Origin of the sequence: Bdellovibrio sp. HCB290 (assembly GCF_047305925.1) — a bacterium.
Classification (GTDB): Bacteria; Bdellovibrionota; Bdellovibrionia; order Bdellovibrionales; family Bdellovibrionaceae; genus Bdellovibrio.
The window spans coordinates 1195510-1216631 of sequence record NZ_CP178620.1; the positions used below are offsets into that span (position 1 = coordinate 1195510).

A 21122-nucleotide genomic window follows, 5' to 3' on the forward strand; every position below is an offset into this window, starting at 1 on the left:
TTTAGGCGGCTTTCAAATTGAACTCGATTTGATCATATTCAACGATGGGAGTCTTAATTGACCGACCAGATACCGTTGAAGTTTTAATTTTGATCACACCGACAGTCTCAAAGAACAGAATTATTTTATTCAGATTGGAAATGTCCATTTCAACGAGCTTTGCCAGTTCATAGATGGATTTTGGCTTTTGATTCAAGATAACCGATAAAAGCCCCATATTTTTCACAAACTTATCGAATTCTTTTTTATCACTAAAAGATACTTCATAGTGTTCACCCTTAAGCTTGCCTTTTCGGGCATTTTTTAAGGCTTTCTTAAAGTCAGATAGGGATTCGGAGCTTGTTTTGATAGAGACGATCAGTTTTTTCATAGTTTCACTCCTAGTACCTTAACCGAGCCTTCATTTTGAATTACCACCTATAGTGGTACATTTCAACCAATACTGGTTGTTTTATACCTATAATGTTGAGTTTCCTTTGGAAAAGGTGCAAGGGGATGCCAGATGTTCGTTAGCAATTTGATCGGAGTGAGGAATTGTGTGATCCGGAATATGGATAGTTTTGGGCAAAAAAATAGCCCTGGGAATGAAGGGTTTCACCAGGGCTTAGAGGGACTCTTGTTCTTAAGGAACTAATGTTTTTTAAGGGAAGAGCGAAGCAACATCATTACGCACAAGTGCTCGCTAACACGAGTTAAAAGTCCGTAAGGCAGCGGGTTTTACAATTAAAAATCCGTCATTGAAATTGCGATTGATGCACAATATCAAACGAGCGACGAAGTCTAGGTTGGTCGCTCGCTGTCCACTAGCATTAAAATGGGCCGTCTTAAGTATCTGATAATATTAGGCAAAAAATAGCGATTTTGGGTGCGTAAAATTTCTTACGCATCACCTTGACGGAATGGCATCCGAACCCACATTTATCCTGTGTTATTCAAGCTTTAATTAATAAATTACCACGGTATTGGCTGACACTGGGATGATTACGGAATCCAGGTGGGCATTTAAGGAGAATCAAACATGGGTAAAATTATCGGTATCGACTTAGGGACGACAAACTCATGCGTCGCTATTATGGAAGGCGGAGAAGCCAAAGTTCTTGTGAACGAAGAAGGCGCTCGTACAACTCCATCGGTTGTTGCTTATACAAAAGACGGTGACCGTCTTGTTGGTCAGATCGCTAAACGTCAAGCGGTGACGAATCCAGAGAACACAATTTACTCTGCGAAACGTTTCATCGGTCGTCGTTTCGAAGAAATTTCAGAAGAAATCAAACTTGTTCCGTATACTGTTGTTGCTAAAGGCAATGACTGTGCATTCAAAGTTCAAGGCAAAAACGTATCTCCAGAAGAGATCGGTGCTGCAGTTCTTGCGAAACTTAAAAAAGTTGCGGAAGACTACTTGGGCGAGCCGGTAACTGAAGCAGTTGTGACTGTTCCAGCTTACTTCAACGATGCTCAACGCCAAGCTACTAAAGATGCTGGCCGTATTGCAGGTCTTGAAATCAAACGTATCATCAATGAGCCAACAGCGGCGGCATTGGCGTACGGTATGGATAAGAAAAAAGAAGAGAAGATCGCTATCTTCGACTTCGGTGGTGGTACATTCGATATCTCCATCCTTGAAGTTGGTGACGGTGTCGTAGAAGTTCGTTCAACGAACGGTGACACGCACTTGGGTGGTGACAACTTCGATACAGTTATCTTGGAATGGTTGATCACTGAGTTCAAAAAAGACCAGGGTATCGATTTGAAAAACGATAAAATGGCTCTTCAACGTTTGAAAGAAGCGGCGGAGAAAGCAAAAATCGAGCTTTCATCTGCACAAGAGACTGAAATCAATTTGCCATTTATTACTGCAGATCAAACAGGTCCTAAGCATTTGCAAACGAAATTGACTCGCGCAAAATTCGATCAAATGACTGAAGATCTGGTTAAACGCTCTATGGAGCCTTGCCGCAAAGCTTTGGCTGATGCTGGCTTGAAGGCTTCTGAGATCGACGAAGTTGTATTGGTGGGTGGTTCTACACGTATCCCTTCAATCCAAAAAGCAGTTAAAGACTTCTTCGGTAAAGAGCCAAACCGCACAGTGAACCCGGACGAAGTTGTTGCTATCGGTGCAGCAGTTCAGGGTGGTGTTCTTGCGGGCGACGTGAAAGACGTGTTGTTGCTAGACGTAACTCCGCTTTCACTTGGTATCGAAACTTTGGGTGGCGTGATGACTCCGCTGATCGAGCGCAACACTGCGATTCCTACTAAGAAATCTCAAGTGTTCTCGACAGCTGCTGATAATCAACCAGCCGTAGACATCCACGTTCTTCAAGGTGAGCGTAAGATGGCTGGCGACAATAAAACACTGGGTCGTTTCGAACTAGTGGGTATTCCACCGGCTCCACGTGGCGTTCCTCAAGTTGAAGTAACATTCGACATGGACGCGAATGGTATCTTGCATGTGTCTGCGAAAGACATGTCTTCTGGTAAGACTCAAAACATCAAGATCACTGCTCAAAGTGGTATGTCTGAAGCGGAAATCAAACAAGCCGTTGCAGATGCTGAAGGTCACGCAGAAGAAGATAAGAAAAAAGCTGAGGCAGTGACTCACAGAAATAACCTGGACAACTTGGTTTACCAAACTGAGAAATTGATCAAGGATTCTGGATCTCAATTGCCTGAGGCGGAAGTTAAAACTGCGAACGATGCTATCGCTGATGCTAAAAAAGTTCTTGAGAACAAAGGCGCATCTGCTGATGAATTGAAAGCAGCTTTCGACAAGCTTCAATCTTTGACTCACACAATGACTTCTGAGCTTTACAAAAAGCAAGGAGCTCAAGGTGATGCTGGCCAAGGTGGCGCACAAGGTGCAGACGCTGGCAGCGAGAAAAAAGACGGCGACGACGTGATCGACGCTGACTACAAAGACGTAAACTAAGTTTTTGTCGAACTACTTGTAAAAACCAAAAAGCCCCTGGGGAAACCCAGGGGCTTTTTTTTGGTGCCAGGACCTAGTTCTTGTAACGATGCATTTCACAGTCGGCCTCGGGAACCCAACTTCATGGTTGCCCCGGTGGACAAAGTCAGTCCGTACCTTTAAAGTTGAGGAATGGAATTGGTTGATGTTTTTAAAGGATCTCGAATTGAAAAGTTCAAACGCGGAGATGTGCTCTATAAAATGGGAGAGTCTCCGCGGAACATATTCTTTCTGGTCGAGGGATTGGTGGGACTTGTCGTCTGGAGTGAGGCAGGCAACGATCATTTGCTTCGTTTGTTTAAAAAGAATCAAATTTTTGGGCATCGAAGTTTTTTCGCGCAGGAGCCCTATCATGCTTCAGCAACCGTTCTCGAGGACGCCACGGTTTTTGTACTATCCAAAGAAGAGATGCGGGAGCGCATGAAAGGCAATTGTGATTTGGCTGAAAAGCTTCTGCAAACCTTAGCGACCGAGCTTCGACGGGCGGAGGAAAAACAGGTCATACTGACGGAGAAAGATGTAACCGCACGTATTGCTGAAGCGGTTGTATATTTCAAAGACCTTCATCCGACACATTCCTGGACTCGCCAAGAAATTGCTGATTTCTGCGGGACGACGACGGCAACGGTTATACGAACGTTGGCAAGGTTTGTCGATGACGGCCTCATCGAGCAGCGAGGCCGGGAGATTATAATTCTAAAAAAGGATGAGTTACTGTCGCAAGGGTAGCTTCAAATAACTGATTCCATTGCCTTCGGGTTCTGGCAGGTGTCCTGCCCGGATATTAATTTGAATACTGGGAAGCAATAGTTTGGGAGCGCTTAAAGTAGCATCCCTTGCCTTTCTAAACTCCACAAATTCCTCTTTTTTGGTTTCACCTTTTAGTTGAATATTTTTTTCTTTTTCCTCACCGACAGTGGTTTCAAACCTGAGATCGCGTCCCTCCGGTTGATAGTCGTGGCAAACGAAAATTCGGGTTGAATCTGGCAGTGTGTAGATTCTATTGGTGATGGAATCAAAAAGGGCTTCCGCGCTGCCCGCAGGAAAGTCACAGCGCCCGGTGCCCGAATCCGGCATGAAGATCGCATCTCCCGTAAATAGAGCATCGTCGATCAAGTAAGAGGAGCAGGCTGGCGTGTGCCCGGGGGTGAATAGAGTTTTTACCCTCAGCGATCCGGCGTTCAGGACTTCTCCGTCCTTCAAAAGAACATCGAAATGTATTCCGAAAGTATTAAAGTCTTTGGTGATATTAAATACGGGATTGAAAAGTTTTTGAACTTCAGTGATGCGTTCGCCGATTGCGACTCTAATGTTTGGAAAAATATTTTTAAAGAGTTGTGAGCTGGAAAGATGATCCGCGTGAGCGTGGGTTTCCATCACAAAATGTGGTTTTAGTTGATGCTCATTTAAATACATAACCACTTTTTCCATAGAACTTGTGGAAAGCTTTGAACTGCCTGGTCCATAGTTCCACACCGGGTCGATGATAACGGCATCCAGGGTTTCTGGATCGTGCACGACGTAAGTTAATGTTGATGTTGCTGAATCAAAGAAGTGTTGAATGTGGATCTTTTTCATAATGAGACTCCTTGTTTTTAGCCTCTCAGATTTGTCCCAGAATAGGTTTTTTCGGGAACACCCGTTATGTCGGCCATCATAATGGACGGGCGGGGCAAGGATTTAGGATGAAAGAGGAACAAGGAGACACTTTTATGCGGGAAATATCATGCGAAGAACTGAAAGAAAGGCTGGGGCACATACGCATTGTCGATGTTCGCACTACTGAAGAGTATACAGGTGAACTAGGGCATATTCGCGGTTCTGAGCTGATTACCCTGGGACCTGAATTAGAGGCATTTCTAAAGAATCAAACCCGAGAGCAGGAAATAGTTTTTGTCTGTCGAAGTGGCGCACGCTCTGGTCAGACAACTCTATTAAGTGAAGAACTGGGATACATGAATACATACAATATGGTCGGCGGAATGCTTCGCTGGAACGATCTAGGATACGAAAAGGAGTAGCAAATGATGCATTCAATACTTTTAGCTCTTGGTGGAGGAGCTTTGATTGGCCTAGCGGCTTCAATAATGTTGCTGCTGAATGGTCGCGTGACGGGAATCAGCGGTATTGCGAATGGTCTTTTGACCTTTAAAAAAGACGACTATCTGTGGCGGATCGCTTTTATCGGGGGGTTGGTTCTTGGGGGAGGGATCCTGGGTCACTTTCGACCGGAAATGCTGGCGAATACAACTTCGCGCAGTGACTGGATGGTGGCTTTGGCAGGAGTGATCGTCGGTTTTGGAACGATTTTGGGCAGTGGCTGTACAAGTGGTCACGGTGTTTGTGGAATCTCTCGACTTTCACCTCGCTCTTTAGTGGCGACCGGAGTTTTTATGACCGTGGGGATGTTAACAGCAACGTTTTTGAAGTTGGCTTTGGAGGGGTAAGATGAAAAAGAAAAAGTATATTCAAGCGGGCGTCGCTTTGATGGTGGGCTTTTTGTTTGCGCTGGGATTGGGTATTTCCGGTATGACTCAGCCTCAAAAAGTTATTGGTTTTTTACAATTGAGCAGCGGCTGGGATCCTTCGTTGTTGTTTGTCATGTTGGGAGCAATACCTGTGAATGCCTTTTTTTACTTTCTTTCCCGAAAAAAGGCGGTCCCTGTTTTTGATTCTCAATGGCATGTGCCGACCTCACGCGAAATTTCCAAACCGTTGGTGATAGGCAGTGTGCTGTTCGGATTTGGTTGGGCATTAGGGGGATATTGCCCCGGACCGGCATTGACCTCTGTCGGAGGCGGTTCGCAGAGTGCAGCTGTTTTTGTGGTGTTCATGGTTCTGGGCATGGTTTTACATCGTCTTTATCAACGCTTGCAAAGTTCAAAGTGAGGAAGTTGTGGAGTTGTTTGGATATGCAGGGGCAGTAATGATTGGTTTGTCACTGGGATTTTTGGGCGGAGGTGGCTCTATTCTGGCAGTTCCGCTATTGGTGTATTTTTTTGAAGTTCCACCCGGGGGCGCAACGCTCTATTCGCTCTTCATTGTCGGTCTGACAAGTTTAGTGGGATTTGCTAAGTCGGTCAGAGCCCAACAAGTTAACTTTGCTGCACTCGTGGTATTTGCCATTCCAAGTATGGCGGGTGTTCTAGTTGTTCGTCGTCTGATTCTGCCAGAAATGCCTTTGACGGTTGATCTCGGTTTGGTGTCGCTAAGCAAGGACTCTTTGATCATGGCTGCTTTCGCCACGGTGATGGTTTTGGCATCGGTGGCAATGATCCGACCTGCAAGAAAAGCAAGTTTGGATCAAAGGGATTCGATGTGGGTTTCTGCTGGAAAGGCATTCGGAGTGGGAGCCGTTACGGGCTTTGTAGGCGCTGGCGGAGGGTTTCTGATTGTTCCGGCTTTGGTGGTCATGAGTCGTTTACCAATGAAAACGGCTGTGGGTACGTCCCTGGGAGTTATTGCACTAAATTCTTTCTTTGGGTTCTTTAGCGATGCTCTTAGTGGGGCGGATGTGGATGTCATTTTTGTATTAAAAATATCCGCACTGGCTGTTGTTGGAATTCTGTTTGGTCTGCATTGGGGAAGAAACGTTTCCGATGCCAAGTTAAAGCCCTTATTTGGAGCCTTTGTTTTGCTCGTGGGATCGTTGATACTTTTGTCGCAGCTTTTCTAAAACGGAATTACGTCCTTATTTGTGGAGGTAAGGACGTATCGTTCATATTGGGATTAACGTTTTTTGAAAGGGGATTTGCGAGCTGCTGGTTTGCCAGTTGCTGGCTTACCAGTGTTTGGTTTACCTGCACTCGGCTTGCCGGCGTTTGGTTTGCCAGAGCTTGGTTTACCTGATGCCGACTTCGAGTAAGGTGTCTTGCCAGAAGGAGCTTTGCCTGCGGATAATTTGCCTTGGGTCGGTTTCCCAGCTGCAGGTTTTCCCTGCGCCGGTTTTTTATCGCCAGTTTTGTGAGCTTTTTTACCCGGAGCAGATCCCGGTTTTCCTTGAGCACGTGGGTGTGAATTGTATTTAGAGCGATCGTAGTTATCTGATTTACGACCCTCAAGTTTGCTGATCAACGGTTCATCGCGCTCAGTGACCAAATTAACCACAGTACCTTCGCGGCCCGCACGAGCGGTACGACCTGCACGGTGCAGGTAGTTTTCCATTTGTTTTGGCAAATGGTAGTTGATCACACGGTCTACATTTTCAATATCCAAACCACGACCCGCCAAATCAGTGGCAACCAGGAACTTGATTTCGCCTTTGGTGAATTTCTTCAGATTTGCACGGCGGTCGGTTTTTTCCATCTCGCCACGGTAAAGGGCCACGGCGTAGCCTTTAGCTTCCATTTCCTCGGCAAGCTTGTCGCATTGTTCGCGGGTGTTGGCGAACAGGATGGTGCCGCCTTCGGTTTTTTGTTTTAACAGGCGATCCAATTGCTCCCAGCGGTTGCCGTCTTTAACGATCAGATTTTTTGTCGTCAAAGTTTTTACAACTTTGCCGCTGCCGGAGCTTTTAACGATCTCGGCACTTGAGAAAATGTCTTCAATCAAATCCTGCACGTTCGCGGATAGCGTCGCAGAAAACAAAGCCGTCTGCACGTCACGGGGACACGCATAGAAAATCTTATTTGAGATATCCAGGAAGCCTTGATCCATCATTTGGTCGGCTTCATCAAATACCAGCATGCACACGTCAGTCAGATTGATCTCATCCGCGTCCATCAGCTGGGATAGACGACCAGGGGTCGCCAGTAAAATTTCAAACACACCGGAAACATTTCGGCGAGCCTGCTCCATAGCCATGCCGCCCAAAGCGGGACGCACGCGCAAACGCGTGTCATGGGTCAAAGTTTTAAATACTTTAGAAACCTGTTCGCCCAATTCGCGGGTTGGAACCAGAACAACGGCGCGAGGTGAAGCTTCGGCAGTTACGGGATGCCCCTCGTCTTCCAGAGATTTCAACAGATGCAACATCGGCAGCGCATAGGCCAGGGTTTTACCGCTTCCGGTTTCAGAGATACCCACCGCAGACTGTCCACTCATCAACATAGGAATGGTGTTGCGCTGGATTTCTGTGGGCTTAGTAATGCGCAATGAATTCAGGGTTTTTGTCAAAGAGGGGATCAGGGCAAAGTCTGCAAAATTATTCATGGGGACACTCTATCATATTCTGCAGTGGGGCCAATCTGAATTGTGCCGGGTTATGTTAACTTCTGCTCTGACGCGCATTTGCTACCAAAAGTGTGTCCGTACCCTTAGAATTTGGGCATATTTTACAGTGAGGAACTGATGGCTATTGAAGTGAAGCATTTCTTTGATCCCGCAACGTCGACGGTCACCTATGTGGTGCATGATCCTAAAAGTCGTGATGCGGTGGTGATTGATCCGGTTTGGGACTACGATCCGGCAGCTTCAAAGTTATCAAACAAGTCCTCAGAAGCGGTTCTTGGCTTTATTAAAGAACAAAACCTCACACCCCGGATGATCCTTGAGACCCATGTGCATGCCGATCATGTTACGGGGGCGCAGTTCTTTAAGGCGCACTTTCCCGAGGCTCCTTTGTGCATTGGCGAGCGTATCACTGCTGTACAGAAGATCTGGCGCGATATGTATGACCTGGATGAAAAGACCACCGATATTCAAGGCAAGGTCTTTGACCGCCTGCTAAAAGAAAACGAAGAAGTCAGTGCCGGCACTTTGAAGTTCAAAGTCTTCTTTACCCCTGGGCATACGCCGGCGTGTTCGTCTTATCTTTTTGAAGATGCGCTTTTCACCGGGGACGCTTTGTTTATGCCTGACTCTGGAACTGGTCGTTGTGATTTTCCAGGGGGCTCGGCTAAGGAGTTGTACAACTCCATCACGCAAAAGATTTATGCGCAGCCGGAAAGCACGCGAATTTTCGTTTGCCATGACTATCAACCCGGCGGCCGCGAGTTCATGTGTCAAACTTCCGTTGCTGACGAGAAAAAATCCAACATCCAACTGAACGGCGAGACAACAGAAGCCCAGTACGTGGAGTTTCGCACCAAGCGCGACGCCACTTTGGCGACGCCGAAATTGTTACTACCAAGCTTGCAGATAAATATTCGTGCGGGACGTTTGCCTGATGCAGATGCGCACGGCAAAAGATTTTTGAAAATTCCAGTGATCGACTAAAGAGTTCTGAAGGAGATGCACATGCAGGAAAGTATCATGATGGCCTTAATCGGAGGCTTAATTATCGGAGTTGCGACTTCATTGCTTCTGGCATTGAACGGCCGAGTGACCGGCGTCAGTAACATCCTGAATGGTTTGTTGGACAGAACTCCCTATGAATCCGAGTGGCGCTGGTTCTTTGTCTTTGGGATGTTTTTCGCGGGATTGGTTTTAAATCAATTTCGCCCGGAACTGTTTGAGGTTGATATCCCTCGCTCTTCGGTGATGATTTTGATTGCGGGACTCTTGGTGGGCTTCGGCACTATGATGGGAAGTGGCTGCACCAGTGGTCACGGTATCTGTGGAGTGGCGAGGTTGTCTCCAAGATCCATTGTTGCCACGATCTGCTTTATGATTGCCGGAATGTTAATGGCGAATTTCCTGCGCTGGATTGTGGGGTTGTAAGATGAATCGCTTAACTGATGTCCGCAACTGGTCAGCATTGGGAGTGGGTTTTCTGTTCGCCGTGGGACTTGCGATTTCCGGAATGACTCAGCCAAAAAAGATTTTGGATTTTTTGACCTTCGGAGCCGGCTGGGATCCAAGTTTGCTCTTTGTCATGATTGGCGCGGTTCCCGTGCACATGATTACCTATCGCCTGGTTCGCGGGCGTAAAGCTCCTGTTTTGGATTCGCAATTCTTTCTGCCTAAAACGACTGAAATCACCAAGCCCCTTATGGTGGGCAGTGTGATCTTCGGATTGGGTTGGGGACTTGGTGGCTATTGCCCGGGGCCGGGATTGGTTTCATTGGGAAGTGGTTCGGTCACAGCAATAGTTTTTGTCTTCAGTATGATGTCGGGAATGTTGATCTATCGCATGTACGAACGCTGGAGTGAACTGCGACGCAAAAAGAATTGACCGATAGTCAAATGAGAATACGATAAAAGCTCCATCCGAAGGAGCTGTTATGCACAATGAAGTTTATCCTATCAATCCTTCTCTCGAAAAAAATGCGCTGATCACGCCGCAAAAATACAAAGACATGTACCAGCAGTCAGTGCAAGATCCCCAGGGCTTCTGGTCCAAAGAAGCGGAGCGCCTGCACTGGTTTAAAAAATGGGACAAGGTCAAGAACACCTCTTTCAACAAACCTGTCAGCATCAAGTGGTTCGAAGGCGGCAAATTAAACGTTTCCTACAACTGCATCGATCGTCACTTGGCGACGAAAGCCGACAAAGTCGCTTTGATCTGGGAAGCTGATGATATCAAGACGGCTTCAAAAAAAATCACCTACAAAGAACTTCATCAGGAAGTTTGCCGTTTTTCTAACGTTTTGAAAAAGATGGGCGTGAAAAAAGGCGACGTCGTCACGATCTATATGCCGATGATAGTGGAAGCCGTGTACGCGATGCTCGCGTGCGCGCGTATCGGTGCGGTTCACTCAGTCATTTTCGGTGGCTTTGCGCCGGATTCAATCAGTGATCGCGTGCTGGATGGAAAATCCAAATTCATCATCACCGCTGATTCGGGTTTCCGTGGTGGTAAAACCATTCCTTTGAAAGACAACGTCGACAAAGCCGTGGTTAAAGCGGGCATTGTTGAAAAAGTTCTGGTCGTAAAGTACTCGAACGTCTCTGTACAAATGAAAGACGGCTTGGATGTTTGGTATCACGATATGGTGAAAGGTGTCAGTGACCAGTGTGAGGCTGAGCAGATGGATGCGGAAGATCCGTTGTTCATTCTTTACACTTCAGGCTCCACCGGAAAACCGAAAGGAGTTCTGCATACGACGGGTGGCTATCTGTTGTGGGCGAGTGTGACTCACCAGTATGTTTTTGATTATCATGACAAGGATATCTACTGGTGTTCAGCGGATGTCGGCTGGGTTACGGGCCACAGCTACATCGTGTACGGTCCGCTTGCAAATTGTGCGACGACTTTATTCTTTGAAGGCATTCCGAACTATCCGACACCGTCACGTTTTTGGCAGATCGTTGAAAAGCACAAAGTTAATTTGTTCTATACTTCTCCAACAGCATTGCGCTCACTAATGCGTGAAGGTGAAAAATGGGTGAAGGATTGTGATCGCTCTTCACTTAGAATTTTAGGAACCGTCGGGGAGCCGATCAATCCTGAAGCTTGGGTTTGGTACTATGAAGTGGTTGGCGACAGTCGTTGTCCGATCATGGATACTTGGTGGCAAACGGAAACAGGCGGATTCATGATCACGCCGATGCCAGGTGCGACAAAATTGAAACCGGGCTCTGCCACGTTGCCATTCTTTGGTGTGCAGCCTCATTTGCTGACACCGGAAGGTAAAAAGATTGACGGTGCCGGCGAAGGAGTTTTGGCGATCGCTGATTCCTGGCCGGGGCAAATGCGCACGGTTTACGGGGATCACAAGCGTTTTGAGGAAACTTATTTTTCAACATATCCAGGTTACTACTTCACCGGTGACGGCTGTCGCCGCGATGAAGACGGATATTACTGGATCACGGGTCGCGTGGATGACGTGATCAATGTTTCAGGTCACCGCCTGGGGACCGCTGAAATTGAATCAGCCTTAGTCGCAAATCACAGTGTGGCTGAGGCCGCGGTGGTGGGCTATCCCCATGATATCAAAGGGCAGGGGATCTATGCCTATGTGACTTTGAAAACCGGAATTACGCCGTCCGAGGAGCTTCGTAAGGAGCTGATTCAGACAGTTCGTAAGGAAATCGGGCCGATTGCGACCCCGGATCTAATCCAGTGGGCGCCACGATTGCCGAAGACCCGTTCTGGAAAAATTATGCGCCGGATTCTTCGAAAAATTGCTGAAAATCAACCAGATCAACTGGGTGACATTACAACGCTTTCCGAGCCCGGGGTGGTTCAGGAGCTTGTAGACAACCGTATGAACAAGTGATAGGTTCCCGGGCATGAATACACGCATGATTGTACTAGTAATGATGGTTTTGGGCGCGGCATTTTCTCGTATTATTCCGCACCCTTGGAATTTCACAGCGATCGGTGCCATGGCTCTTTTCGGTGGCGCTTATTTCAACGACAAAAAATTGTCGATGCTGGTGCCGATGGCAGCACTTCTGATCAGCGATTTGGCGTTGGGTGGAATTCACTCCACAACAGCGTTTGTATATGGCGCCTTCGCTTTGATCGTGATGATGGGCTGGTTCCTGACTGAAAATAAATCAGTGGCTCGCATCGGTGGCTTGTCGTTGGTGGCAAGTTCTGTGTTCTTCCTGATTTCCAACTTCGGTGTTTGGATCATGGATGGAATGTATCCTGTAAACTTCCAAGGTTTGGTGACGTGCTACGTGGCTGCGATTCCATTCTTTGGTAATCAAGTTGCCGGTGACCTGTTCTTCAGTGGCGTGATGTTTGGTGGCTACGAACTTTTGAAAAAGTACGTTTTGTCTCCAGCAGCAAAAGCTGCCTAAGTCTTCATAAGATTCTTTTTAAAAAATGAGTTCAATAAAGCTGGGCCTGCATAGGCCCATTTTAAATGGCAAGGTCAATTTCCCTCTGTGCTTGGCACCGATGGTGGGGTTGACTCACGTGGCACTTCGCGAAGTGATGCGCGAATACTTACCACAGGATGCCTACACCATCTGGCCGACTGAAATGTTGAACTCCCGCCGTATTCCTGGCGAAAATCTAGAGACCACTCCCGAGACCATGCGCGCGGCTCACGAGCCGGGCCTGGTACCACAAATTCTGGGTAATGAAGAAGAAGCGATCACAGAAAGCGTGAAACGCCTGGTAGAGTGGGGTGCTGAAGCCATCGACATCAACATGGGCTGTCCTGTGCAAAAAGCTTTAAAGCACAACTACGGCGTGGCCTTGATGGGTGATCCCAACTATGCTGCCGAAGTGGTGCGCATGACCGTCAAAAACTCAACCGTTCCGGTCAGTGTGAAATTGCGCGCGGTGGGTTCCACTAAAGAATTAGACGAACTTCTGACATTCGTTGCGGGGCTTAGAAATTCCGGAGCGGCCTGGGTGTGCTTGCATCCTCGCACGGCTGCACAAAAGCGTCGCGGCTGGGCTGATTGGGAGCAAATCAAACTTCTGCATGCGGCAGTGGACTTCCCGGTTATCGGTAACGGTGACGTGCAAACCGTTGAAGATGCGATGCTGATGCTTAAAGAAACCGGTTGCGATATGGCGATGGCAGGGCGCGGGCTTGCGGCTCGTCCTTGGATGTTGTGGCAACTGGGTGAAGAGCTGGGGTTTGCAGCGCCCGCTGGCAAAGAAGGTCTTAAAGCTCCGCGTACTTCTGAAGAAGAAGGTGCCGAATACGGACGAGTGCTTTTGAAATTGATCGAACGCAGTCGTCATTATTTTGGCGAAGACTTAGCCATGAGAAAAGTGCGCTTCTATGTGCGCACGACCAGCGTGTGGCTGGCTTTCGGGAATGCCTTAACGGGTGTTTGTGCGAAAGCTCGCAACGTTGATGAGATGCTTGAAGGTGTTGCGAAATTCTTCGCAGTTCCCCACGAAATGTCCCTTCGAACAGAACTTCGGCAATAGGTACGGACACACTTTCTCCATCGAGACCGCGTAGCGGTCGGTGGAGAAAGTGTGTCCGTACCTATTTCCGTACCTATTTCCTAAAGACCCAGTAGGGGCTTTTGGCTTTTATTGTTTTTAGACTGTATTTTTGGGCGATGAAGGCCATGGTTTTTTCTGAGAAGAAAGAGACATGGGTTAGGTCGCGGCGATAGTGCCAGTCGTGGAAGTGGGCTTCGCCTTTGTGGGCGGAGGTCATGACAGCTAGGGCGCCGCCGGGTTTTAGAACTCGTAGTTGGGCTTCGATATCTAGTTTTGGATTGTGTAGGTGTTCCCACACTTCCGTGCAAGTGACGACGTTGTATGATTTTTTAAGCGCATCTTGATCTGGTTGGTAGTACAGATCGTAGTTTGTGACTTGATAGTCTTTGGCTATGAAGCATGCACCTAAAAATGCCGTGGGGCCGCAGCCGTAATCCAGAAGCTGAATATCTTTTGGGGACTTTCCTGATTTTGTCGTGTACTCTTCCACATCTTTCATCAAAGGTGTCAGAAAGGCGCGGTAGCCGGCTTGATCTTCATTTTGGTGAAGGTCGTAGCGGGCCTTTTCTTCGACAGCCGTCATGCGGTCCTCAGGCGCCATAAAAATCATATCACAGCTGTTGCAGTGATAATAACTTCGCTCAGGTTTTTTCACGACCTTGAAACGGGCTGAATCTGGGTTGTCGCACAGTAGGCACTTCATACTGCTCAAGACCTTTACCTTTTATGCAATCTATGTCAAAAGAAAATAGACGGAGGTGTCATGTGGCTAAAGTTCTGATGTACAAAAAAAATCCGTGTCCTTACTGCGATCGCGCAATCACTTTCATGAATAACAAAGGTATGGAATACGAAGTCATCGATTTGACAGACAAACCTGAGGAAATTGATCGTATCAAAAGCGAAACCGGTTGGAGAACAGTTCCAATTATCATGATCAACGGCAAGTTGATTGGTGGATACACCGATTTGAAAGCCTTGGATGACGAAGGCAAACTGGATCAATTGCTAAAAGAGTAGTGGGTTCACGATCAATTTAAGAAAAGTTTGATCGACATAATCAGTGAAATGGCAATAAGCAGGGGCTTGATCAAACGAGTCCCTTTTTTTATGACCAAGTGTGATCCGATATAGCCGCCGATAAATTGTCCTGCTCCCATCAGCAGCCCCACAGTCCAAATTATCTTTCCGCCCAATAAAAACACCGCAAGCGAAGTGATGTTGGAAACGAAGTTCAAAGCTTTGCTGTGAGCCGTGGCCTTGGAAAGATTAAATCCCATCAAACTGACAAACGCGAGGACCCAGAAAGATCCCGTGCCGGGCCCGAAGAATCCGTCATAGAATCCAATCAAACTTCCAAATACCACCGAAAACACCGCAAAGGGCATGCGCTGATGTTGATCAACGTCACCCAATCGGGGAGACAAACTGAAATACACTGCAAAACCAATAAGCATGAACGGAATCACTTTATTCAAAAAAGATCCGTCAATGTTTTGAATCAGAAGCGTACCCAAGGCGCTTCCCAAAAAAGTGCAAAGTATCAGGACTTTGATTTTTCCAGGATGAAAGGTTTTATTTTTAAAGTGATAGTAGCTGGCGGAAAAACTGCCAAATGTACTTTGTAGTTTATTGGTACCTAACGCCATGGCTGGCGGAAGGCCCGCACTGAGCAATGCTGGAATCGTCAGAAGACCACCACCACCGGCGATAGCGTCCACAACTCCGGCAATCAGACCAACAAAGAATAGAATGAAGTAAACGTGCGGGGCCAGATCCATAAAGTTGAAGTTATCTGAATCCGGCGTCGCTTGATAGTTTTAATTCAGCTAAAATTCGGAATCCCGCTCAAGAATGTAAAGATAAGTTCCTGTTCCAAAATCATCACCGCCACCGCGGCAAATACGCAGGTCTTCATCGACGTAGACATTCGCCAAGAAACCTTTTTTACCAATAGGACCGGGAGTCGGCACGGAATCAAAAGATCCTACTTCGGCGCGCATCGCAAGCAAGTAGGATTCAGTGTCGTCAACGACCCAGCCCGGGCTGCCGACAGATTTTGTAAATTCGATGCCCAGTTGATTGGGCTCGATGGTGAATTTACCGCGCAGGTATCCCATGGATCTGACGTTGCCGACTTTGTTTTTGCCGATATTCCAATAGTAGCCATCTGGAAAGACCACTTGAAAAACGGAATCAGCCAGGGTGCCACCACTTCCCGGGGGACCGCCACCAGGTCCGTCGGACCAAACTTGCTGCCATGAACCCACCACCAACGGAAGTTTTTCACTTTCGGTTTTGTTGGGAACCACTGACACCAATTCATCAACCAGCGGATCCAATGCAGCGCGGGCTTCAGCACTGTTGTCGTCATTGTCGTATTCCCCTTGGGCATTCTCTGCGATTTCCAAAATTTGAAGTTTAAGTTCGGAAATCCTGTCGCGCGAACCTCCAGCAAAAGTTTTTGGAGTATAAAAAACCGTAATTAAAATCGCAAAAAGCAGAGCGAACAACTGTCTCACTTTCATACAAAACCTCCGAAATATGAGTATGAAAGGAACTTTTTTTGGGGGAAAGGGCTGTTAAAATGCTTTTACGCAGTTTCGAGCATTAGTATGTGTTTCATAGCACAAAGTACTGAGGCTTTTTCCTCAGGAGCCGTTATTTTCCATCTGAGAAATACCGATGTTATCAATGGTGTCCGACTTATTAAGGAATTTTGATTGCAAAGCATCTTTGGTATTTTCATAACCGTACTTTTGTTTACATCGGTCTCCATGGCCGGTGGAGATGCTGGTTTACTAGCAATTTGTAATAATCTGGGCTGCACTCCACAGGAAAAGATCCAGCTTCTTCAGCAAGTTTCTAATCAATGCGAAATCGAAGTAAAAATTTATAAATGCGAAGAGCTTGAAAAAGATGCGACGGATGAAGACCGTTCTAAGTTTCGTCGCTGTGATCCGCAGAAACTTTGTGATCAAGTAGCCGACGCTAACACGCAAATAGGGGCGTGTCTGCGTGGTTACAGAAACTCCCTGATTGCTCTGGGAGAGGATATTAAGATCTTGGCTGCCGGAATGGGTAAAGCCATCGATCAGTCGTGGGAGCAGGCAAAAGAAAATAAGAAACAACGCCTGCAGTTTATTGCTCAGTGTGAAAAGTCATTAGAATGTAAAAGAGATCTGATCAAGAATGTGCCTTCATATTCCGCGGCGACAGATGAAGAACTTAGTAAGATCTCTGCAGCAGCCTTGTTTGTTGAATACGAATCCAAGAAAGCTTACTTGCAAAGTATTCAGCGAAGTGTGCCGAACACGCGACCGCCGGAAGCTCACCCAGCCGATAATGAACTGACGGCAGAGCAAAAAGCCAAACTTTTAAACCTGGCTGCAGTGATTAAGGAAAACCTTAAAAAGGAATATCAAAAGTACAACTGCTACAGTCAGGAGGCGCAGAGCGAGATGGCCTGCTATGCAGTCGGCCAGGTAGTGGATCCATTGTTTTTGGCAACAGCGACTTTCAAAGGTGCCCGTGCTGCGTTGGCCTTGGGGAAAGAAGTCTCCAACGGCTCGAAGATAATGCTTCGGGTGGAGCAGCTGGAAAAATCGTCGGCTCTTACCCGTAATGAGTTTATAAAAAAATACGTGGACTACAATCCCACGACAGTTGCGCAAAACGAAAAGTTCATCGCTCTGGCGGAAAAAGGCAAAGAGGCCAACGCGTATTTCGTGAATATTGAAAACAGCCAGATGAAGTATCTGAACGATACGATCAAAAATAAAAATCTGGTCACCAGTATGACCAATTACCATAAGGATCTGGTGCTGCAACGCTTTAAAGATCTGCAGAAAGAGTTCCCGGATCTAAGAATCACTGAATACTCGGATTTCAAATCACTGCGTTTCGCCTTTGAGGGAAAAGTAACGCCAGAAATTGAAAAAAGAATTCAGGAGATTTTCAAAAGCTCCAATGATGAATTCGTAAAATTCATGCGGGATAATAACCTTATTCGCCAGACCGATACCCCTGAGGACTACTTCAGGGCCGGTGTTGGTAATACCGCTGATGAAGCGGGGATCGCAGCCCGCTATGCGCGTAAAACACAGCCTGGGGAAGTGGTCTCCTATAAAAACACAGATCTAAAAGTTGATCTTGGTGGGAAGATTCAGTCTATTGAGCGGGATCGGGTGGCGTTACGCCAGCAATTGGCCAATACTAAAATGCTGGACGGTCATACTTTTCAATCCGAGGTTTTTGACATCGTTCGAAAAAATCAAGGCGATCCAAAGGCGATCAATCTGGCATTGATGAAGAAGTACAGTACTTCAAACATCAGCGACGAGACTTTGGCGGGACTGCAGCGTTACGTAAAAAATAGTGATGAATTTTCGCCAGGCCTGATGGTCGCTAAACGTGAAAATGCAAATCTGAATGATGCCGCAGAAGGCGGATTCACCATGGACTTTGTGGGTCTGGGCGCTTCGAATATGAAAGGCACAGCCGAGGCCTTGGCGAAATCCAAGGATCTGGATGGTGTACTGGCCGAAGCGCGCTTGGCGGAAAAACAAGTCACCGAGGCCGTGAATAAACAAAAAAGCTTCTTTGAGAAAGTCGTAAAAGAATCTGTCGAGCCGGGGAAATTGAAATCGATCTGCTCGGGGGATGACTGCGTGGCTGTCGCGACCAAGCCTTTATCTGAACAGGAGAAAATGAAGGTACTAAATCGCGTGGCTGACAGCAAGTATGCTTCAAAAATGCGCTTCGCTTTCGTCAATGATGGCGTGAAGTCTGCTGAAACGCGCAACATGCTAAGCACCCATGGCGAGTCGATTGAAAAATTGTTGCGTAAGAATCTGGCAAAGCAGTTTAAGGCCTATAAGCTTGATGGTTTGACGTTTGGTGTGGATATGCGCACCGATACCTTGAACGAGGGAACAGTAAAGCTCTTGATGGGTCAAAGTCAGGATGTTTACCTGACCAAATCTGAGCAGGCCCGAATCAAAGAAGTCTTCAAGAAAACGGTCCAGGAATTCAACGATACAGTCTATAAAAAGGCCGCTTCGGCTCGATACGAGGCGTCTCCTTAGTCTTTACACAATTGTTTTATACACTTAACATGTGGCTGCAATCGGGGTCAGAAGTTTGACTTCTCCTCTGATTAAAAGCCTAATTGGAATCTGCGGAAAGGACGCGCGATGCCCCTTTACAGAAAGTGTCTAGTCATCATCCCCATGATCGTGTGGTCGACGCACGTAAATGCTCAGCAGAGTCTGACTTTTCAAAATGCACTGGATTTGGTTAAGAAGAATAATACAGATCTGCAGTATTCCGAAGAAAGCTACAAAGCCAGTCAGTTTAATATTCGCAGCAATCAAAGCGGCTACTATCCACAGCTATCGGCGGGGCTTGGTTATACTCAATCAGGAACTTCGGACAACTCAGCGACGGCCATTTCTGGTGGCGCTTATTCTGGAACCCTTACTGCTTCCCAAAATCTATTTCGGGGATTTTCTGACTCTGCCAAGGTGGATCAGGCAAGGGGACAATCACGGGTTGCCGAAGCAGCCCTGCGCACTACGCGCTCGGTTGTGAGTTATGATTTGAAAACGGCATACGCTTCTGCGATCTATGCCCGAGATTCCATCAAAATTTCGGAAGACATCGTAAAGCGCCGTAACGACAACTTGCGAATTGTTCAATTGCGCTATGAAAGCGGCCGGGAAAATAAAGGTTCGTTGTTACTATCTCAGGCAAACTTTAAGCAGGCCGAATTGGACAGTCAGAAAGCCAGAAACGCGCACGAGACCAGCCAGGCTGATCTGAAAAAAGTTATTGGTCTGGATACGGAAGAAGTGATCAATATTGCCGAAGATGTACCCTTGCACGAACCTTCCAAGGTTGAGCCTGATTTCAAATCCATCGCGACCTCGACACCGGACCGTCAAACTTACGAAGCGCAAGTCGATGTTAGCGAGGCGACGCTTAAGAATACTCGATCAGGCTTTTTTCCCAGTCTGGATCTGTCAGCTACGGTCGGTGACTACGGCCAAAACTTTTACCCGAACACTCAAGATCGTTGGAGCCTGGGTGCGACGTTCACTTTGCCTTTATTTAACGGCGGACGTGATTACTACGCGACGAAAAGTGTGGCGTCGCAGCTTTATGCTGCAAAAAGTAACTTAGTGGGTATCGATCGAACATTGCTTTCAACTCTAAAAAAAGCCTACACGACCTATGTTGAATCAGTGTCGCAGTTGGCTGTGAACGATGCCTTCGTGCAGGCAGCGCGCACCCGTGCTGATATCGCCCGGGCCAAATACAACAACGGTCTGATGTCATTTGAGGATTGGGACAATATCGAAACGGACCTGATCACGAAAACTAAACAGTATTTAAGTTCCAAAAGAGACCGAATCGTCGCAGAAGCAGCTTGGGAAAGAGCCCAGGGCGTGGGAGTATTGCTATGAAGAACTTGTTTAAGAAAAAACTCACGTGGATCGTTGTGACAGTTTTGGTGATTGGTGCCGGCAGCTATTATGCCTGGGATCAGAATCGCAAAAACGAAGTTACTTACAAAAAATTTCCGGTTGAAATAGGAAACATCGAAGTGACTATCCTTGCGACAGGAACCGTGCAGCCAGAAAACCGCCTGGAGATCAAAGCTCCCGTTGCCGGGCGCATGGATCGTGTTTTGGTGAAAGAGGGACAAAAGGTTTCTCGCGGACAGGTGATTGCCATGATGAGTTCCACCGAGCGTGCCGCGATGCTGGATGCCGCCCGCGCAAAAGGTGCTGAAGAAGTAAAGCGCTGGGAAGAGCTTTACTTGGCCACTCCGATCATGGCGCCGATTTCAGGAACTATTATCCTACGAAATGTAGAGCAGGGGCAGACCTTCACCACCACAGACGCAATTTTCACCATGTCAGATCGTTTGACGGTGAAGGCGCAAGTTGATGAAACCGATATTTCCCAAATAACGCTTAAAGAAAAAGCCGAGATCGTGCTGGATGCCTATCCTGGCGAAAAAATTCAGGCAACGGCGGATCAGATCGCTTTTGACTCGAAAACCGTCAATAGTGTGACGACATACTTGGTTGATGTTTTGCCTGAAGGCAAGCCACCGGAGTACATGCGCAGTGGTATGACTGCCAACGTGACTTTCTATGTGAAAAATAAAAAGGATATTTTGTTGGTCGCCAGCGAAGCGCTGCGTGTGCAAAGTGGATTGACCTATCTGAACTTACAGGGACGTGATGGCAAGCCCGTGAATCAGGAAGTTAAAGTTGGGATCACGGATGGCCGCCAGACAGAAATTCTGGAAGGTGCCAAAGAGGGTGACGTGGCCTTGGTAGAGGAAGTGAAAGCTTCTGAATCCAAACAAGGTTCAAATCCCTTCTCGCCATTTGGTAACAGAGGGCAAAGTAAAAAACGTCCAAGTCCTCCTCCAAAATAGTTGATTGAGAGAACAAG

22 protein-coding genes are annotated in these 21122 nt (G+C 47.1%); 16 read left to right on the forward strand and 6 right to left on the reverse strand.

All coding sequences use genetic code 11. From position 1 onward, the window contains the following. Nucleotide 1: 1 nt before the first annotated feature. The gene (locus ACLVWU_RS05885) at nucleotides 2-370 is read right to left on the reverse strand and encodes a hypothetical protein (RefSeq protein ID WP_413578047.1); all 369 of its coding nucleotides are present in this window, start codon (nucleotides 368-370) and stop codon (nucleotides 2-4) included. Nucleotides 371-1018: 648 nt separating this feature from the next. Here ACLVWU_RS05885 and dnaK point away from each other — a divergent pair. Beyond that, nucleotides 1019-2926: a molecular chaperone DnaK gene (dnaK, locus tag ACLVWU_RS05890; protein WP_413578048.1), complete on the forward strand. Its 1908-nt coding sequence runs from the start codon at nucleotides 1019-1021 to the stop codon at nucleotides 2924-2926. Nucleotides 2927-3097: 171 nt separating this feature from the next. Beyond that, a complete protein-coding gene (locus tag ACLVWU_RS05895) occupies nucleotides 3098-3694 on the forward strand; it encodes a Crp/Fnr family transcriptional regulator (protein WP_413578049.1) in 597 nt (198 codons plus the stop codon). Here the strand turns inward: ACLVWU_RS05895 and ACLVWU_RS05900 are convergent. Beyond that, nucleotides 3677-4543, reverse strand: a complete 867-nt coding sequence (locus tag ACLVWU_RS05900; protein WP_413578051.1) for an MBL fold metallo-hydrolase — start codon at nucleotides 4541-4543, stop codon at nucleotides 3677-3679. The two genes, ACLVWU_RS05895 and ACLVWU_RS05900, sit on opposite strands and share 18 nt — an antisense overlap. A gap of 134 nt (nucleotides 4544-4677) precedes the next feature. Between ACLVWU_RS05900 and ACLVWU_RS05905 the strand changes: the two genes are divergently transcribed. From ACLVWU_RS05905 to ACLVWU_RS05920, 4 genes are read left to right on the forward strand one after another with little or no spacing between them, the layout of a single operon-like run. After that, nucleotides 4678-4986 carry a rhodanese-like domain-containing protein gene (locus ACLVWU_RS05905; protein WP_413578053.1) on the forward strand — a complete coding sequence of 103 codons (309 nt, stop codon included), beginning with the start codon at nucleotides 4678-4680 and terminating at the stop codon, nucleotides 4984-4986. A gap of 3 nt (nucleotides 4987-4989) precedes the next feature. After that, complete coding sequence (locus ACLVWU_RS05910; RefSeq protein ID WP_413578054.1) at nucleotides 4990-5412, forward strand: YeeE/YedE family protein; 423 nt, start codon at nucleotides 4990-4992, stop codon at nucleotides 5410-5412. A gap of 1 nt (nucleotide 5413) precedes the next feature. Beyond that, nucleotides 5414-5854 (forward strand): DUF6691 family protein, encoded by a 441-nt coding sequence (locus tag ACLVWU_RS05915; RefSeq protein WP_413578056.1) that lies wholly within the window; start codon nucleotides 5414-5416, stop codon nucleotides 5852-5854. A gap of 37 nt (nucleotides 5855-5891) precedes the next feature. Continuing rightward, entirely contained in the window at nucleotides 5892-6641 is a 750-nt protein-coding gene (locus tag ACLVWU_RS05920; protein ID WP_413578058.1) for a sulfite exporter TauE/SafE family protein, read from the forward strand. A gap of 53 nt (nucleotides 6642-6694) precedes the next feature. Here the strand turns inward: ACLVWU_RS05920 and ACLVWU_RS05925 are convergent, their stop codons facing one another. Then, nucleotides 6695-8116 carry a DEAD/DEAH box helicase gene (locus tag ACLVWU_RS05925; RefSeq protein WP_413578060.1) on the reverse strand — a complete coding sequence of 474 codons (1422 nt, stop codon included), beginning with the start codon at nucleotides 8114-8116 and terminating at the stop codon, nucleotides 6695-6697. A 138-nt stretch (nucleotides 8117-8254) separates the two neighbouring features. On the opposite strand from ACLVWU_RS05925, the gene ACLVWU_RS05930 reads away from it, so the two are divergent. Genes ACLVWU_RS05930 through ACLVWU_RS05955 form a run of 6 tightly spaced genes read left to right on the forward strand, consistent with a single transcriptional unit; the run spans nucleotide 8255 to nucleotide 13631 of the window. Further along, a complete protein-coding gene (locus ACLVWU_RS05930) occupies nucleotides 8255-9121 on the forward strand; it encodes an MBL fold metallo-hydrolase (protein WP_413578061.1) in 867 nt (288 codons plus the stop codon). Nucleotides 9122-9142: 21 nt separating this feature from the next. Then, the gene (locus ACLVWU_RS05935) at nucleotides 9143-9565 is read left to right on the forward strand and encodes a YeeE/YedE family protein (protein WP_413578063.1); all 423 of its coding nucleotides are present in this window, start codon (nucleotides 9143-9145) and stop codon (nucleotides 9563-9565) included. 1 nt (nucleotide 9566) lies between these two features. After that, the gene (locus ACLVWU_RS05940) at nucleotides 9567-10019 is read left to right on the forward strand and encodes a DUF6691 family protein (protein WP_413578065.1); all 453 of its coding nucleotides are present in this window, start codon (nucleotides 9567-9569) and stop codon (nucleotides 10017-10019) included. Between the two features lie 49 nt (nucleotides 10020-10068). Then, nucleotides 10069-12006 (forward strand): acetate--CoA ligase, encoded by a 1938-nt coding sequence (gene acs, locus ACLVWU_RS05945; protein ID WP_413578067.1) that lies wholly within the window; start codon nucleotides 10069-10071, stop codon nucleotides 12004-12006. A gap of 25 nt (nucleotides 12007-12031) precedes the next feature. Then, nucleotides 12032-12538 (forward strand): DUF6580 family putative transport protein, encoded by a 507-nt coding sequence (locus ACLVWU_RS05950; protein WP_413578068.1) that lies wholly within the window; start codon nucleotides 12032-12034, stop codon nucleotides 12536-12538. Nucleotides 12539-12563: 25 nt separating this feature from the next. Further along, nucleotides 12564-13631 (forward strand): tRNA-dihydrouridine synthase family protein, encoded by a 1068-nt coding sequence (locus ACLVWU_RS05955; RefSeq protein WP_413578069.1) that lies wholly within the window; start codon nucleotides 12564-12566, stop codon nucleotides 13629-13631. A gap of 73 nt (nucleotides 13632-13704) precedes the next feature. On the opposite strand, the gene ACLVWU_RS05960 is transcribed toward ACLVWU_RS05955, so the two are convergent. Continuing rightward, nucleotides 13705-14355: a class I SAM-dependent methyltransferase gene (locus ACLVWU_RS05960; protein WP_413578071.1), complete on the reverse strand. Its 651-nt coding sequence runs from the start codon at nucleotides 14353-14355 to the stop codon at nucleotides 13705-13707. A 62-nt stretch (nucleotides 14356-14417) separates the two neighbouring features. On the opposite strand from ACLVWU_RS05960, the gene ACLVWU_RS05965 reads away from it, so the two are divergent. Continuing rightward, the gene (locus ACLVWU_RS05965) at nucleotides 14418-14672 is read left to right on the forward strand and encodes a glutaredoxin family protein (protein ID WP_413578072.1); all 255 of its coding nucleotides are present in this window, start codon (nucleotides 14418-14420) and stop codon (nucleotides 14670-14672) included. 11 nt (nucleotides 14673-14683) lie between these two features. Here ACLVWU_RS05965 and ACLVWU_RS05970 read toward each other — a convergent pair whose 3' ends face one another. Together ACLVWU_RS05970 and ACLVWU_RS05975 are read right to left on the reverse strand one after the other, a co-directional pair. Then, on the reverse strand, nucleotides 14684-15433 hold the full coding sequence (locus ACLVWU_RS05970; RefSeq protein WP_413578074.1) for a TSUP family transporter: 750 nt from the start codon (nucleotides 15431-15433) through the stop codon (nucleotides 14684-14686). Between the two features lie 48 nt (nucleotides 15434-15481). Then, nucleotides 15482-15970, reverse strand: coding sequence for a PAP/fibrillin family protein (locus ACLVWU_RS05975; protein WP_413578075.1), 489 nt, complete (start codon nucleotides 15968-15970; stop codon nucleotides 15482-15484). A gap of 405 nt (nucleotides 15971-16375) precedes the next feature. Here ACLVWU_RS05975 and ACLVWU_RS05980 point away from each other — a divergent pair, with 405 nt between their 5' ends. From ACLVWU_RS05980 to ACLVWU_RS05990, 3 genes are all read left to right on the forward strand, one after another. Then, entirely contained in the window at nucleotides 16376-18739 is a 2364-nt protein-coding gene (locus ACLVWU_RS05980; protein WP_413578076.1) for a hypothetical protein, read from the forward strand. 108 nt (nucleotides 18740-18847) lie between these two features. Beyond that, entirely contained in the window at nucleotides 18848-20119 is a 1272-nt protein-coding gene (locus ACLVWU_RS05985) for a TolC family protein (RefSeq protein ID WP_413578077.1), read from the forward strand. After that, complete coding sequence (locus ACLVWU_RS05990) at nucleotides 20116-21105, forward strand: efflux RND transporter periplasmic adaptor subunit (protein ID WP_413578078.1); 990 nt, start codon at nucleotides 20116-20118, stop codon at nucleotides 21103-21105. Before ACLVWU_RS05985 ends, ACLVWU_RS05990 begins: the two co-directional genes overlap by 4 nt. Nucleotides 21106-21122 lie beyond the last annotated feature (17 nt).